The 15276-nt window shown below is 70.5% G+C and carries 14 protein-coding genes; 3 read left to right on the forward strand and 11 right to left on the reverse strand.

From position 1 onward, the window contains the following. Positions 1–39: 39 nt before the first annotated feature. Positions 40–2478 carry a SpoIIE family protein phosphatase gene (locus tag CFI00_RS14255; protein ID WP_207081780.1) on the forward strand — a complete coding sequence of 813 codons (2439 nt, stop codon included), beginning with the start codon at positions 40–42 and terminating at the stop codon, positions 2476–2478. A gap of 88 nt (positions 2479–2566) precedes the next feature. On the opposite strand, the gene CFI00_RS14260 is transcribed toward CFI00_RS14255, so the two are convergent. Beyond that, positions 2567–2758, reverse strand: a complete 192-nt coding sequence (locus CFI00_RS14260) for a hypothetical protein (protein WP_207081781.1) — start codon at positions 2756–2758, stop codon at positions 2567–2569. A gap of 159 nt (positions 2759–2917) precedes the next feature. Here CFI00_RS14260 and CFI00_RS14265 point away from each other — a divergent pair, with 159 nt between their 5' ends. Next, a complete protein-coding gene (locus CFI00_RS14265; protein ID WP_207081782.1) occupies positions 2918–3211 on the forward strand; it encodes a hypothetical protein in 294 nt (97 codons plus the stop codon). Between the two features lie 542 nt (positions 3212–3753). Beyond that, on the forward strand, positions 3754–4764 hold the full coding sequence (locus CFI00_RS14270; RefSeq protein ID WP_207081783.1) for a site-specific integrase: 1011 nt from the start codon (positions 3754–3756) through the stop codon (positions 4762–4764). A 182-nt stretch (positions 4765–4946) separates the two neighbouring features. On the opposite strand, the gene CFI00_RS14275 is transcribed toward CFI00_RS14270, so the two are convergent. The 10 genes from CFI00_RS14275 to CFI00_RS14320 form a co-directional block, all read right to left on the reverse strand. After that, positions 4947–5408, reverse strand: coding sequence for a YqhA family protein (locus CFI00_RS14275; protein ID WP_191279118.1), 462 nt, complete (start codon positions 5406–5408; stop codon positions 4947–4949). Between the two features lie 106 nt (positions 5409–5514). Continuing rightward, positions 5515–5823 (reverse strand): hypothetical protein, encoded by a 309-nt coding sequence (locus tag CFI00_RS14280; protein WP_191279119.1) that lies wholly within the window; start codon positions 5821–5823, stop codon positions 5515–5517. A gap of 211 nt (positions 5824–6034) precedes the next feature. Continuing rightward, complete coding sequence (locus CFI00_RS14285; protein WP_207081784.1) at positions 6035–7168, reverse strand: hypothetical protein; 1134 nt, start codon at positions 7166–7168, stop codon at positions 6035–6037. A 97-nt stretch (positions 7169–7265) separates the two neighbouring features. Beyond that, positions 7266–7409: a hypothetical protein gene (locus CFI00_RS14290; RefSeq protein ID WP_207081785.1), complete on the reverse strand. Its 144-nt coding sequence runs from the start codon at positions 7407–7409 to the stop codon at positions 7266–7268. Positions 7410–8041: 632 nt separating this feature from the next. Then, on the reverse strand, positions 8042–8239 hold the full coding sequence (locus CFI00_RS14295) for a hypothetical protein (protein WP_191279121.1): 198 nt from the start codon (positions 8237–8239) through the stop codon (positions 8042–8044). 197 nt (positions 8240–8436) lie between these two features. Continuing rightward, positions 8437–8730: a winged helix-turn-helix domain-containing protein gene (locus CFI00_RS14300; RefSeq protein ID WP_191279122.1), complete on the reverse strand. Its 294-nt coding sequence runs from the start codon at positions 8728–8730 to the stop codon at positions 8437–8439. Positions 8731–8777: 47 nt separating this feature from the next. Continuing rightward, on the reverse strand, positions 8778–11501 hold the full coding sequence (locus tag CFI00_RS14305) for an HAD-IC family P-type ATPase (protein ID WP_191279123.1): 2724 nt from the start codon (positions 11499–11501) through the stop codon (positions 8778–8780). Beyond that, complete coding sequence (locus CFI00_RS14310; RefSeq protein WP_207081787.1) at positions 11498–13048, reverse strand: V-type ATP synthase subunit B; 1551 nt, start codon at positions 13046–13048, stop codon at positions 11498–11500. The genes CFI00_RS14305 and CFI00_RS14310 overlap by 4 nt, the downstream gene beginning before the upstream one ends. Then, positions 13045–14895, reverse strand: coding sequence for a V-type ATP synthase subunit A (locus CFI00_RS14315; protein WP_169701885.1), 1851 nt, complete (start codon positions 14893–14895; stop codon positions 13045–13047). Before CFI00_RS14315 ends, CFI00_RS14310 begins: the two co-directional genes overlap by 4 nt. Next, on the reverse strand, positions 14892–15275 hold the full coding sequence (locus tag CFI00_RS14320) for a hypothetical protein (RefSeq protein WP_207081788.1): 384 nt from the start codon (positions 15273–15275) through the stop codon (positions 14892–14894). Before CFI00_RS14320 ends, CFI00_RS14315 begins: the two co-directional genes overlap by 4 nt. Between the last annotated feature and the right edge of the window lies 1 nt (position 15276).

Below are 15276 nucleotides of genomic sequence, written 5' to 3' on the forward strand. Positions count from 1 at the left end.
ACGGCGGGCTGCCCGGATCTGGCACGAAGGTAGGCCTCGGTGTCCCACAGCGGTGCGACGAGCGCGGACGAGCACGCGCGCGACGAGTCCGCCCCGCGGGTCCCGCCGCCACGCTCGGCGACCACGCTCGACGCCGAGAGCGACCGCATCGCGTGGCGGTTGGCGGTGGACGCAGCAGGTGTCGGCGCGTTCGTCTGGGACCTCGTCCACGACCGGCTGAGGTGGGACGGTCGGCTGCTCGAGCTCTTCGGGCTCGACGAAAAGTCCTTCGGCGGCACCATCGAGTCCTTCAACCGGTGCGTGCACCCCGACGACCTGCGGCGCGTCAGCGACGCCCTGGAGCGCGCGATCGCCACGTGCGGTGACTACGAGGCCGAGTACCGCGTCGTCCTGCCGACCGGTGAGCTCCGGTGGATCGAGGCCCGGGGCCGTGCCCTGGCGGACGACACCACGGGCCGGGCCGTACGCCTCGTCGGCGCTGCCTACGACACGACCTCGGTGCACGACGGCGAGGCCCGGCTCGGCCGGGTCCTGGAGTCGATGTCGTCGGCCTTCTACCAGCTCGACCACGCGTGGCGCTTCACCTACGTCAACTCCGAGGCCGAGCGGCTGCTGGGCCAGGGCCGGGCCCGCCTGCTGGGCGAGAGCATCTGGGAGGCCTTCCCCGCGGCGGTGGGGAGCACGTTCGAGACCCACTACCGCGAGGCCCTCGCCACCGGTGGTCCGGTGTCGTTCGAGGCGCACTACCCGGCCCCCCTGGACGGGTGGTACGAGGTCCGCGCCTGGCCCTCGCCGGAGGGGCTCGCCGTCTACTTCCACGACATCTCCGCGCGTCGTGCCACACAGGACGCGCTGGACCGGTCCGCGCACCGCCTGGCGCTGCTCGCGTCGGTCTCCGAGGACCTCGGCGACACGCTCGACCCGACCGAGGGCGTCAGCCGGCTCGCGACCCTGCTGGTCCCCGAGCTCGGCGACTGGTGCCTGGTGACGCTGGTGGAGGACCCGCAGGCCGCCGACTGGCGCCGGGGCCTGCGCGACGTCGCCTGGGCCCACACCGACGAGACGCTGACCGGGACACTGCGCGAGTACGCCTCGCTGCGCCTCGGCGCGCTGACCGACGGGTCCTTCCTGGCCCACGCCGTCCGCAACATGGCATCGGTCCTCATCACCTCGGACGCGGCCGAGCGGATCGCCACCGTGCTGTCCCCCGGTCCGGCCCGCGACCGGCTCCACGAGCTGGCGCCCTCCAGCGCGATGATCGTGCCGCTGCGCGCCCGCGGACGAACCGTCGCCGTGGTGAGCCTCTTCCGCGGCCACGACCGGCGGGCCTTCTCGACCGCGGACCAGTCCCTGCTCGAGGACATCGGGTCCCGCGCGGCCCTCGCCCTCGACAACGCACGGCTGTACGCCTCGCAGCGCGAGGTCTCCGAGACCCTCCAGCGCAGCATGCTCACCGATCCGCCCCGGCCCGAGCACCTCGAGATCGTCACCCGTTACGCCCCCGCGGGCGACGTGGCGCGCATCGGCGGCGACTGGTACGACGCGTTCCTCCAGCAGAGCCGTGGCCCCGGCGGGCACGACGTCGTGGTCGTCGTCGGCGACGTGGTGGGGCACGACGTGGAGGCCGCGGCCGCGATGGGCCAGCTGCGCGGCCTGCTGCGCGGGCTGGCCGTGCACAGTGGCTACGCGCCGGCCGCCGTGCTGTCGGGGGTCGACACGGTGATGCAGTCCCTCCAGATGGAGACGACCGCCACCGCGGTGGTCGCACGCTTCGAGCGCCATCCCCGCGCCGGGGCCGAGGCCGGCGAGGAGGTCGTGCTTCGCTGGGCGCACGCAGGACACCCGCCGGCGCTGCTGCTGACGCCGGGCGGGGACGTCACCCGTCTCGCCGACGTGGACGACAACGACCTGCTGCTCGGGCTCGACCCGGAGACCCGCCGCGCGGAGCAGGTGGCCTTCGTCGAGCCCGGCGCCACCCTGATCCTCTACACGGACGGCCTGGTCGAGCGCCGCGGGCGGGACGTCGACGAGGGCATCGAGGCGCTCATCGACCTCGTACGCACCACGGCGCCCGGCGCTGCCGACGTCGAGGACCTCTGCGACCGTCTGCTCGACGGCATGGTGGACGGCACGCCCGAGGACGACGTGGCCCTGCTGGCCGTACGGCTCCGACAGCGTGACCCGCGCGGCCCGGGATGCCCGGGCTCAGGTGTTGTAGCGCAGCAGCGAGATCACGGTGAAGAGCAGCGCGACCACCAGCACGACGCCGAGCACGGCGAGCAGCGGGGTGACCTTGGGGCGCGGGCCGGGTGCGTTGAGGGGCTGGTTGGTCGTGGGCATCTCGCGGTCGTCGTCCATGCCTGCACCCGTACCCCGGGACCGGCTCGGGATGCGCCCGCTGCCACGAGGAACCGGGGGCCTTGCCAGCGTCGGTCGCAAGGCCCCCGGTGGTGGGTCAGGGTCGTACGCACTGCGTGAGCACGGCGACCCGGACCCGTCGCGTGTCATCTGGTCCCCCGACTGTCCGGCGCGCACCACTGACGCTAGGCGCCACGCTGTCGGCTGGTCAGGGCCCTTGGTCCTGAGATGCGGAGGACTCCTGTGCCGTGGGGCCGGCCCCGCCCGGCTGCGCCTCGCCGACGTCGGGCTCCTGTCCGTCCGCCCCGTGGTCGGACGCGTGGTTCAGTCCCGCCCAGAACCGGGAGCTCACGGCGCTGGACATCTCGGCGGGCTCCTCGGCTTCGTGGTGCTCGTCCATGACGACCCCTCTGTGTGGCCGGCCGGTCCTCCCGGCCTGCCCTCCACGGTGCTCCGCGGCCGCAGCGGCGTACAGGGCCGAACGGCCCGGACCTGCACGAGGTCCCTGTGGGTGCGCAGGGCCGGGTATGGGAGGGCCGGGTGGTGGTTACCGGGGGTCATGGCACCGAAGGACGCAGCCGTCGCGGCGTCGGACAGCTGGGTGGACCCGGACGGGTTCCGCGCACCGGCCGGTCTCGTGCACGCGTGGGTGCGTGGCACCAACCAGACCGTCTGCGGCGTGCAGATCAGCAGGGCGCGGCTGTACCGGTTCTCGCACGTGCAGTGGGTCGACGCGCAGCCCGCCACGGGACGGGACGCCGACGAGGTGCGTGAGGTGTGCCGCAAGTGCGCCGCCGGGATGGGTGCGCGGCGCGACACCAAGCCGTGGCGTCGGGACAACCCGCGCCCCTGAGAGCGACGAGCGACCAGGTCGCCGAGAGGTGTGTCCAGCCCTCCCCAGATGCGGCCCCCCGGGGGGCTGCGTAGGGAGGGCACACGTGTTCCGCGCGTGACGCTCCTCGCCGCCTTCTTGAAAAGGAGCGTCCCCAGTTGGGACTGCCGAAGGTCGACCCACGGTGGTGAGCGTGTCACCGCGAGCGGGCAAACTGTCCGACGCGCCAAACGTACACCCCTAGGGGGGACCGGACATGGAAAGAGACCCCCATCGGGGGCTCAGACCTGGTCGTGGTGGTGGGCGATACTGGGTTCGAATCTTACTTCAGCACATGCGGCGATACTGGACACAGGTGGACAGAACGGCCCTGACCTGCGAAGACACCGTCCAGCATCGCTCGGGCGCGTGGACAGAACCACACATGTTTTGCCATCCTTGTTGCACGTTGTTGCACGAAATAGGGAGCGGACATGCCACGCAGGCGCGGATTCGGTGCGATCAGGAAGCTTCCCAGCAAGCGCTACCAAGCGTCCTACCTCGGTCCGGACACCCTCCGACACATGGCCCCCTTCACGTTTGAGACGGCAGAGGATGCCGAGGCGTGGCTCACGGATCGACGTCGAGAGATCAAGAACGAGGACTGGACACCGCCGACCACGAAGAAGCCACTCACCTTCGGCGAGCACGCCGAGCGCTGGCTCACGCACCGCCAGTTGAAGCCGCGCACGCGCTACCACTACCGCAAGATTCTCGACGCGCGGATCTTGCCGACCTTCGGCGACGTCGCCTTGAAGCACGTCACCGCCGACCTGATCGACGACTGGTACTACCGGATGGGCGAGACCACCCCGACCGCCAACGCACACGCCTACGGCCTCATGAGGACGATCCTCAGCGACGCCGTGCAACGCCGACTGATCGATTACAACCCCTGCCACATTCGAGGCGCGGGCAACACCAAACGGGTCAAACAGATTGGCCCCGCCACCTTGCCCGAGCTTGAGGCCCTGACCCTGGCAATGCCCGAGCGCTACCAACTCATGATCCTTCTGGCCGCCTGGTGCGGACTCCGCTTCGGTGAGATCACCGAACTACGCCGCCACGACCTCGACATGACCAACGGCGTCGTGAAGATCCGCCGAGCCGTGGTCCGCGTCGACGGTGAGGTCATCATCGGTGCGCCGAAGTCCGACGCAGGCAGCCGCGACGTCGCGATCCCGCCGCACCTGTGCCCCGTCGTGAAGGCGCACCTGGCCGACAACATCACCGGCGGTCGAGACGGTCTGCTCTTCCCGTCCGCAGGCGACCCGACCAAACACCTGGCTCCGGCCACGCTTTACCGCGTCTTCTACAAGGCACGCGAAGAGGCAGGCAGACCCGATCTTCGGTTCCACGACCTACGCCACACCGGCGCCGTCCTGGCCGCGAGCACCGGAGCCACCCTGGCCGAACTCATGGCCCGCCTCGGACACTCCACTGCCGGCGCAGCCCTGCGGTACCAACACGCCGCACAAGACCGCGACAAGGTCATCGCCCAGGCCCTGTCGAACCTGGCAACCAAAAGCCGCTGACCGACAGCCAACGTCAGGGCGCCAAGAAGACACGCCCCCGCGCCGTCCCGCACGTGGTGACGCCACGCAAGCGCTCGCCCCAACTTTGCAACACGGAAGCGGCTGTCCGTCCCCTCTATGGATCGGCACGCGGAGCGTGCCACAGAGGGATGGGCTCGCGGAGCGACCCGGTGCGGGATCGCTCATCGGGACAGTTCCAGCTGGAACGGCGGTGGGCGCCGGTCAGTGGCGCCAGCGCCTGAAGAGGAACTAGGAGCCCGCGGACGAGAGTGACCGCGATGCCGTCCGAGCAACTGTTGCGGCTCTGGGTGCTGGACGAGTTCCTCCAGGAAGCGCACCACCAGCACAAGCACCAAAGTTCCGGCGACCTTGGCTTCTAGTTCGTCGAAGGTGTGGGTTGCCAGACTCTCCGGCAAAACCAGGTCGCCGACACAGAGCTCCCACAATCCCAAGCCCACTTGGAGCAGCACAACACCGGCGAGGACCGTGTCGATGCTCTCGAAGAGGTAGACCAAGGGGTCCTCCCGTGGGCCAGTGCGAAGTTCACGGCTGCCATGAACTGGATGGCCTTCCGCCTGCTCAAGCGAAAATGGCCAGATACTGCGTCGATTCCAGGACGCGCCGCAGGGCTGGAGGTTGGTCATGCCTGGCGGCTGATCAGTGGGTGCGGATGTCTCGTGGGCCCTGGCGTTCCGTCTGCGGCGGGTGGGCTGTCCCCGGCGATCAGCAATGCGTGGGCCTTGCGTGAGCTTAACGCGTTCCGGGGGCGTGACGAACCTGCATGATCGCGCCCACGACGATGCCGGCGCCACCGCCCACCATGGTGACGGTGACGGAGGTGGGGTAGTCGCGAAGCGCGCCAAGGAGTAGCAGTGTTCCACCTGCTAGCGCCGTGACTGCTACTGCCGACGAGGCGTCGGTCGCGCGCAACCACATGGTGCCGATGATGGCGATGGTCGTTGCGGCGGAGACCCAATACCCAGCGGCGTTACCCACCGGATCGTTGGGGAACAGCCCCCACGAGGACCACAGCGCTCCCACTGCGCTCAGCAGGGTCAACAGCCATCCGATGTCTCGAGATGGTTCCAGTGGTGGGAAGTCCTCGCGTGCCGTGGACTGCCGTCGGGGGTCGGTGGGGTGACTGCCATCAGCTCCCGATCGGCTGACGCTCACGTGGCCTCCTGTTCGTGTGGCATGTCGGATGTAGGCGCACGTGTGTCGCACCTCGTGCGCTGCGTTCGTGACGGGCGAACACCGTTGCGGCCTCCATTCACCTGGACCTCAGGAGGGCGATTCCCCCGAACTCATGCAGCTGTGCGTCGTCGACGAAGGCGATGAGGTTGCCGGCTTGAATTGCGTGCTCGATGAGGTCGTCAATCAGGTCGTGGGACACAGGCCCCCCACCTTCTCCGGGCGGTCGAGGGTGGACGTAGCCCTGCTCGACGACAAGGGTGCCCGGGGTCCGGCTTGCCACGGCCGTCCAGCACTGGTCCAGCCCGGCCACTACCTGTTCGGGATCGTTGACGGCAGCCTCGCGCAGAGTCTCCAGAGTCTGCTGACCCCGTCGGTGCAGGTAGTCCTCCAGACACAATGCTGTCGCTGTGAACAGCTGGTCAGGTTTGTTGGCCGTGGGGCCGACGACGGCCCCCGCGAGCCGATGCAGCCACCGCGCACTGCTCCTCAGCTCGTTCACGAGCACCGCGTCGCCGGCCAGGACGAGCGGAGCCGGGCGCTCTGCTCGCAGGCCTGCCATCCAGGGGTCGATCCGGGCGAGCAGGTCGCTGCGGTCGTCGGCCTCGCGCTCCGCGCCGAGCCCGAGCCCCGACTCCGGGTAGGGCCTTTCGAGATTCGGCGAGGCCACCAGCCGCGCACTGCCTACGGGGAGACGCTCAATCGTGTCGAGCAGCGTGACGCGTGCGGCAACCCAGTACACGCGAGCTCCGAATTCGTCGACGCGTAGGACCAGGTGCGGTGGGGTCCGGTGCAGCGCCCGGAGCAGGTCACGGGTGGCGAAGGTGGACTCGACCACGACCTTCTGGTGGACCGCCACCGGAAGCGTCCAGGCTCGCGACACGCTGTGGCTGACGAAGAGCGCGAGAGCGTTCTGCGTGCTCGAGTCCTGGGCGATGCGGGCCTGTCGTCGCAGTTCGTACATCAACCGCTCGCGGTCGCCCAACGGTTGGTCGTCGAGGCGTCGCTCGGCGTCGAGGAGCAGGCCTTCGAGGCGTTCGCGGTCTGCGATCGCCATCCGTGCAGCCGGGGTCGTCGGCATCAGCACGGAGATGCAGGGGTAACCACCGGCCGCGGTCAAATGCGCGGCAGCCTCCGGTGTGAGGTCCCGGGGAATGGCTCGGCCGCCCCCGCCGACGTGGTCGGCATCCGTGGTGAGGGGCGAATCCTCCATATCGGGAGCGTGGACTGAGGCGCCGCGCCGGTCACTATGGATCATGATCCTTCTCCTTCCGGACCTTGCACTGCGGCGGTACGCCGCTCGCTGACCGTCATGGCGTCCGCCGGGCGAACCGGCGTGCCCTTCGAACGCGGCCCGCGGTGGGGTGGGTCCTGACGATGTCGATCCGCACGAGCGGGGTTCCCGGCCACAGCTGGGCAATCTCCCCTTCGCGGTCGGCGACGTCGAGTGTCATGCGTCGTTCCCACAGGAGGTGGAGGTCTGGGTCGCGCGAGACCGGGGAGTGGGGCACCGTCAGCACCAGGTGGGCTTCGTCGCCGACGGACACCCAGCGGTGGAGCTCATCGACGACGTCCCATGACAGTGGCATTCCTGCGTCGGCGCGCACGTGGGGCCTGCCCTCGCAGCGTCGATTCGCCCGATGGGCCGTCGTTTCAGCGGGGTGGGGCTCGGCCGGAGCCAGGAGTGTGTCGAGCGCACATTCGTTCGAGCGCGTGTGTCCAGGTCCTCCGATGCCGCGCCGCCATGCCCAAGCCCCCCAGGCCCCCCAGGCCCCCCTCAACGCGCTCGGCTCGTGTTCGAACCTCACCGTCACGCGACTCGCGTCGGGTCCCGCAACCCCCGCGAGGTCTTCGAGACGGTCGCGAAGGTTGCTGTCCGCCGTGGCAGTGCTGCGCCGTCGCACGAACGAGAGCAGTCTGCGGTGCGGGATCGTCAGGGTCACGTGCACGCAGCACCCTGCCTGGAGATGACGTACGACCTCGTCGAGATCCGTGCGCGACCAGGCACCCGAGACAGGGAGTCGCACGTGGGGGTGGAACGGGTCGCCGCTCTCGGGCATCGCAGCAACCGGCAGCCTGAGGAGCATCATGGACGCCTCCCCGCCGCGTCGACGTACGGGCCGTCGGAGCCACCCTCGGGCACGGACCCGTGGGACGAGTGTCGCCGGTTGCGACGTGCCGCTGCGCTCGCCTGCCCGCGCCTGACACCGCACCAGCCGAGCTCGCGCGCCGCCCAGAGGCCGAGCCAGAGAGCCAGTCCGAGGAGGATGAGTAGGTCGTCCATGCTGATCACCACCGTTGTCGTCGGTCCGGGCCTCGTTGCCCGGAATGGTGATCAGGAGTGGTCTCTCCCGTCCCGGTTATGGGACCCGGTCGCCGGGCCGATCAGTCGGGGTGACAGCCGTGGTGACGTGCGACCGGAGGTGGGGTACTCCCCAACCCTGATGTACGTAGATCGTATCACGAAGCTTTCTTCGCATGTCAAGGGGTGGCGGTGGTCTTGTTGACGAGGTCGACGAAGGCGCCGATGGTGACTCCGGACTCGAGGTCGTGGCGGAAGTGGGAGTCGCGGGTGACCCGGTACCGGTTGCGCCGACCCACCTTCTCCTTGTCCACGTAGCCGTGCTCGACCAGGTCCGCGACGATCTGCTGCACCGCCCTCTCGGTGATGCCGACGGCGTCGGCGATGTCGCGGGTCCGCGCGTCCGGGTCGCGCGCGAGGGCGACCAGGACGTGGCCGTGGTTGGAGAGGAAGGTCCAGTCGTCGCGGGTCATGACGAGCCATGGTACGCGATTCTGGTTTCGTATGTCCCGGGTCGTCCTCAGCCTTCTCGTCGACGCGTGCCCCAGCGGTGGCCGAGCTTGACGAGCTCCTCGACCAACAGCACGCACAGCGCCACTCCGATGCAGATTCCCCACTGCTCGGGTGTGAGGGCGACGGTGTCGAAGATCGCCTGGCCCCACGTCGTGTGCACGGCTGCGATGTGCAGCAGGGCCACCGTCGTCAGGGACACCCACAGCCACCGGTTGGTGAAGGTGTGCGGTGCGAACACGGTGACGTGCTCCGCGCGTGCGTTGAGCGCGTTGACGAGCTGGAAGAGCACGAAGGTGGTGAAGGCCATGGTCAGGCTGACGGCCTCGCCCCACTCCTCGCGGGCGAGGATGAGGACCGCGAGGGTGCCGATCGCCATCACCAGGCCCACGCGGGCCAGCCTGATCAGTCGCGCCGGGGAGAGGATCTGATCGCCGCTGCGTCGCGGGGGCTCGGACATGATCCCCGGCCGGGCCGGGTCCACGCCCAGCGCCATTGCGGGCGGGCCGTCCATGATGATGTTGACCCACAGGATCTGCACGGCCGTCAACGGGGCCGGCAGCCCCATCACCGAGGCGCCGAGGAAGGTCGAGATGGCGCCCATGTTGGTGGAGAGCTGGAAGCGCACGAACTTCACCACGTTGTCGTAGATCGAGCGACCCTCCTCGACGGCGCCGACGATGGTGGTGAAGTTGTCGTCGGTGAGGATGAGGTCGCCCGCCTCCTTGGTGACCTCGGTTCCCGTCAGACCCATGGCCACGCCGATGTGCGCCGAGCGCAGCGCCGCGGCGTCGTTGACGCCATCACCAGTCATGGCCACGACATGGCCCCGCGCGGTGAGCGCCTTCACGATGGCGACCTTGTGCTCGGGAGACACCCGGGCGAACACCGCCACCTCGTCGACGACGTCGGCCAGCTCCTCGGTCGACAGCTCGGAGAGCTCGGCGCCGGTCATCGCGCGGCCCTCGATGCCGAGCTCGCGGGCGATGGCGACGGCGGTCGCGACGTGGTCGCCGGTGATCATCTTCACCCCCACACCGGCCCGGTGGCACAGGGCCACCGCCGAGGTCGCCTCGGGCCGCGGTGGGTCGGCGATCCCGAGCAGGCCGAGCAGGGTCAGCGACGCAACGTCGGAGTGTGGCTCGGATGACGGTGACTCGACCAGGCGGGTGGCCACGGCCAGCACGCGCAGTCCGCGCTCGCCCATTGCCGCGATGGCGTCGTCGAGTCGCTCTCGGTCGGACGCGGTGAGCGCAACCTCCTCGCCGCCGAGCAGCCACGAGTCGCAACGCCGCAGCAGCACGTCGGCCGCGCCCTTGGCCAGCACGCGGGAAGCGGGACCCTCGTCGTGGTAGGTGACCATGTACTTGTAGTCGGCGTCGAAGGGGATCTCCGCCGATCGCGGCCACTCCTGACGGCGCGCCGTCACGTCGAGCCCCGCCTTGGCCGCCAGCACGACCAGCGCACCCTCGGTCGGGTCGCCGATGATGCCGGCGCTATCCCCATCCCCGTCGCCGTCCGCCTTGAGTTCGGCGTCGCTGCACAGGGCGAGTGCGTCGAGCAGCAGCGGCGGCAGGCTTGCTTGCGCGCCGTCGGAGTAGAGGATTTCGCCGTCGGTGTCGTATCCCTGGCCGTGGACCGTGAGCACGTTCTCGCCCACGCGTACCTCGCGGACCGTCATCTCGTTGAGGGTCAGGGTGCCGGTCTTGTCGCTGCAGATGACGGTGGCCGAGCCCAGTGTCTCGACCGAGGCCAGCCGCTTGACGATCGCGTTGCGGCCCGCCATCCGGTGCACGCCGAGCGCGAGCGTCAGCGCCAGTACGGCCGGCAGGCCCTCCGGGACGGTCGCCACCGCGAGCGCCACGGCTCGCAGGGCGATCTCGGAGGGGGCCTCGCCCCGCGCCAGGGCCAGCGCGACGTACACCGTCACGGCGACGAGCCCGATCACGGCCAGCCGCTTGCCCAGGGTGTCGAGCTGCCGCTGCAGGGGGGTCTGCGGCTCCTCGCCAGTGGCGAGCATCTCGGCGATGGCGCCGACGGAGGTCTCCATGCCGGTGGCGGTCACGACCGCTTCGGCCCGTCCGCGGGTGAGCGCGGTGTTCATGTGGACCATGCCGTCGCGATCTGCGAGGGGGGCGTCGTGTTCTACGGTCGAGTTGGCCCGTTTGGGGACGGGCTGGGACTCACCGGTCAGGGCCGATTCGTCGACCTCCACCGAGGAGGCGAGGATTAGGCGCGCGTCCGCGGGCACCCGGTCGCCCGCCTCGAGCAGGACGACGTCGCCGGGCACGAGGTCGCCGGCGTCGACGACGAGGGTTCGCCCGTCGCGCCGGATCCGCGCCGAGGGGCTCAGCATGTTGCGTAGCGCCTCGAGGCTCTTCTCGGCTCGCTGCTCTTGGAAGAACCCGATGCTGGCGTTGATGAGGAGCACCACGGCGATGACGATGGTGTCCTTGATCTCACCCACGAGGCCCGCGAGGACCGCGGCACCGATGAGCACCAGGATCAGGACGCTGCGGAACTGGTCGAGGAAGCGCAGCAGCACCGGTCGGCGTACGGGCTCGGCCAGCTGGTTGGGGCCGAACCGGTCGAGCCGTGTCCGGGCCTCCTCGCTGCTCAGGCCTTGGGCGGGGTCGACCTCCAGTGTCATGGCCACTTCCTCGGCGCTGGCGGCGTGAGGGTTGCTGAGTGGGGTGCTGTGCGGGGTGGTGCTGGGGACGGGTGCCGCGGTCATGGCTGGCTCCAGGTGGTGCTCTTGGCGGTGCTCTCGGTGCGCTCGGTGGTGGTGGTGGTGCGGTGGTGCTGGGCGACGTGGTCGGCCCCGACCCGGCCTAGCTCGTCGGGCTCGAAGTCGCCGAGCAGTTCCCAGCCCAGGTCCAGGGTCTGGGTGATGGTCCGCCGGGCCTCGCCCTGGCCGACGAACTCCTCCTCGAAGCGACGGGCGAACGCGAGGTAGCGGCGGTCCTCGGCCGTCAGGCCGCTCTCGCCGACGATCGAGACCAGGCGCCGTACCTCGACGCCGCGGGCGTAGCAGGCGTAGAGCTGGTCGGCCAGACCCCGGTGGTCGGCCCGCGTACGCCCCGCGCCGACGCCGGCGTTCATCAGCCGCGACAGCGACGGCAGGACGTCGAAGGGCGGGTCGACGCCGCGTCCGGCCATGTCGCGCGAGAGGACCACCTGTCCCTCGGTGATGTAGCCGGTGAGGTCCGGGATCGGGTGGGTGATGTCGCCGTCGGGCATGGTCAGCAGCGACAGCTGGGTCAAGGAGCCGGTCGAGCCGTGCACCCGTCCCGCCCGCTCGAAGAGGGAGGCCAGATCGGTGTACATGTAGCCGGGGTAGCCGCGCCGCCCCGGCATCTCCTCGCGGGCCGCGGCGATCTCGCGCAGCGCCTCGCAGTACGCGGTGATGTCGGTGAGGATCACCAGGACGTGCAGGTGCTTCTCGAAGGCGAGGTACTCGGCCAGCGTCAGCGCCACCCGGGGGGTGAGCAACCGCTCGATGGTGGGGTCGTCGGCCAGGTTGAGCAACAGCACATTGCGGTGCCCTGATGCGCTGGTGGCGAACTGGTCCCGGAAGAAGTCGGCCTCGCGGCGCGTGACGCCCATCGCTGCGAAGACGACCACTACTCCCTCGGTCCCGTCGGCCTGGTTGTCGTGTCTGGCCTCGCCGGGCACCCGGGCCTGGATGGCGATCCGGGCGGCCACCTCAGCGGCGGGCAGCCCGGCCGCGGTGAAGACGGGCAGCTTCTGCCCACGGACCAGGGTGTTGAGGCCATCGATGGCCGAGAAGCCGGTCTCGATGAACTGGTCGGGGTGGATCCGCGCGACGGGGTTGAGCGGCAGCCCGTTCACCGGCCGGTACGCCTCGGCGGTGGGCTCCGGCCGGCCGTCCCGCGGACGCCCGGCACCGTCGAGGACGCGTCCCAGTACGTCGGTCCCGACGCCGGTGACCGCTGCGCGGAACCGCGCGCGCACGGCGACGTTGGCCCGGCCCATGCCCTCGGTGCCGCCGAGCACCTGAACCACCGCGCGGGAGCGGTCCACCTCGAGGACCTGGCCGTCGCGTTCCGTGCCGTCGTCGGTGACGACGGTGACGACGTCGCCGAACGCTACGGCCTCGGCGCCCTCGACCAGCAGCAGCGGCCCGGCCACCCGGCGTACGTCGCGCATCTCGATCGTGGGCAGGATGCCCACGGGTGCGACGGCGACGGCGTCCCGCGCGCGGGTGATCGTGTCCGCGGTGTCTTCCGGGCTGTCTTTGGAGCTGTCCAGCGTGGTCATCGCTGCTCCTCCTCGTCGGTGGTGAGTGCCGCGCGCTCCTCAGTAGCGCGCTCTTTGGTGGTGAGTGCGGCGTGCATGGTCGAGACGGCGTCGTCGAGGTGTCGCTCGAGCGTGTCGTCGACCGGCCAGCCACGTGCTGCGGCGACCGTGCGCAGGACGGGGTGGGCGACGACGTCGGCGACGGGTCGCCCGGCGGTGACCGCAGCGGTCATGGCCTCCTCGGCCGACTTGATCAGTCGCAGCATCGTGACCTGCTTGGCCGGCGGACAGCTGGCGTCGGCGGGGTCGAAGGAGTTCTGCTGCAGGTAGTCCTCGCGGAGCATGCGACCCACGCGCAGGGTGACTCGCTGGGGCGGCGCTACCGCCTCCACGCCCAGGAGGCTGACCACCTCCTGCAGGCTCCCTTCCTCCTGCAGCGTGCGGACGGCCCAGGCGCTGAGGCGCGACCAGTCCTCGGCGACGTGCTCGTCGAACCACTCGCCCAGCCGGTAGGTGGTGTAGCTGCGTGTCCAGTTGATCGACGGGAAGTGGCGGCTGCGGGCCAGGCTCGCATCGAGCGCCCAGAAGCATCCGGCCACGCGCAGGCTGTTCTGGGTGACCGGCTCGGAGAAGTCCCCGCCTGCGGGCGACACGGCGCCGACGACGGTGACCGACCCGCTACGCGGGGTGGAGCCGAGGCAGTCGACGAGCCCGGCGCGCTCATAGAAGGCCGCGAGGCGGGTGGCGAGGTAGGCGGGGTAGCCGTCCTCGGCCGGGATCTCGCCGAGACGACCCGACACCTCGCGCAGTGCCTCGCCCCAGCGGCTGGTGGAGTCGGCGAGCAGGACGGCGTGCAGGCCTTGGTCGCGGTAGTACTCGGCCATCGTGATGCCGAGGTAGACGCTGGCCTCCCGGGCCGCGACCGGCATGTTGGAGGTGTTGGCCACGAGCACGGTCCGCTCCATCAGGGGGCGACCGGTGCGCGGGTCAGAGAGCTGTGGGAACTCCTCGAGCACCTCGGTCAGCTCGTTGCCCCGCTCGCCGCAGCCGACGTAGACCACCACGTCGGCCTCGGCGTGCTTGGCGATCGCCTGCTCGAGCACCGTCTTGCCGGTGCCGAATCCGCCGGGGATGATGCCGGCACCGCCGAGGGCGATCGGGAAGAGGCTGTCGAGGACCCGCTGGCCGGTGAGCAGCGGGCGGTGCAGGGCCTGGTGTCCCCGCACGGGACGGGGCCTGCGGATCGGCCAGCGTTGCAGCATTTGCACGTCGTGGCCCTGGACGCGGGCGATGACCTCGTCGACGCGGTGCGACCCCTCCGCGACGTGCTCCACCACGCCGCGGACGCCCGGCGGCACCAGGACGCGGTGGCGCAGCGCTGTGGTCTCCTGCACGGTCCCGAGCTCGTCGCCCGCCTCCACGCGGTCGCCCGCCACCACGGACGGCACGAACTCCCAGGTCCGGGAGCGGTCGAGGCCGGGCAGGTCGGCGCCGCGCGGGATGTAGATGCCGTGTTCGGCGTTCAGGGCGGCGAGCGGGCGCTGGGTGCCGTCGAACACGGTGCCGAGCAGCCCGGGGCCGAGTTCGATGGTCAGCGGTCCCCCGGTGCCGGTCACGGGGTCGCCGACGCGCAGCCCCGAGGTGTCCTCGAAGACCTGTACCGTGGCCAGGGCGCCGTCGAGGCGGATCACCTCCCCGGGCAGGTCCTGCGGGCCGACCTTGACCACGTCGTAGAGCCGGCACGCGGGTAGGCCAGCGACCTCGAGGACTGGGCCCGAGACCCGCACCACCGTCCCGACCTGGTCGCCGGAACCGGCCGGCGCGCCGCCGTGTGTCGTGCTCGGCATCGTGGTGGGTGTCGTGCTCATGGGTGGTCTCCTTCGGGGACGAAGCTGATCTCGTAGCCGACCGCTCGTCCGAGCAGTCGCTGGAGCTGGTCGTGGGGCTCGGTGTCCACGGCCGGGGCGTCGGGCGGGAGGCCGACCACGAGGACGTCGGTGCGCTCGGCCCAGGCATCGCGGGCGGCGAGTGGCAGTCGAATCCACGCGTCGTGGTGCACCAGGACCACCGCGCGGCCGTCGCCGGGCAGGCGCACAGCTGTCTCGACAGCTCTGTTGACGGCGTCGGCTCCGATCTCCCCGTCCGGGCCGGGCTCGGGCACCACCGTCGCGGCGCCCGCGAGGCGGAAGCCCGCGTCGACGTCTCGCGGAGCCACCACGACGACCTCCGAGTCCACTTCTGAGTCCATC

This window comes from Nocardioides sp. S5 (assembly GCF_017310035.1).
Lineage (GTDB): Bacteria > Actinomycetota > Actinomycetes > Propionibacteriales > Nocardioidaceae > Nocardioides.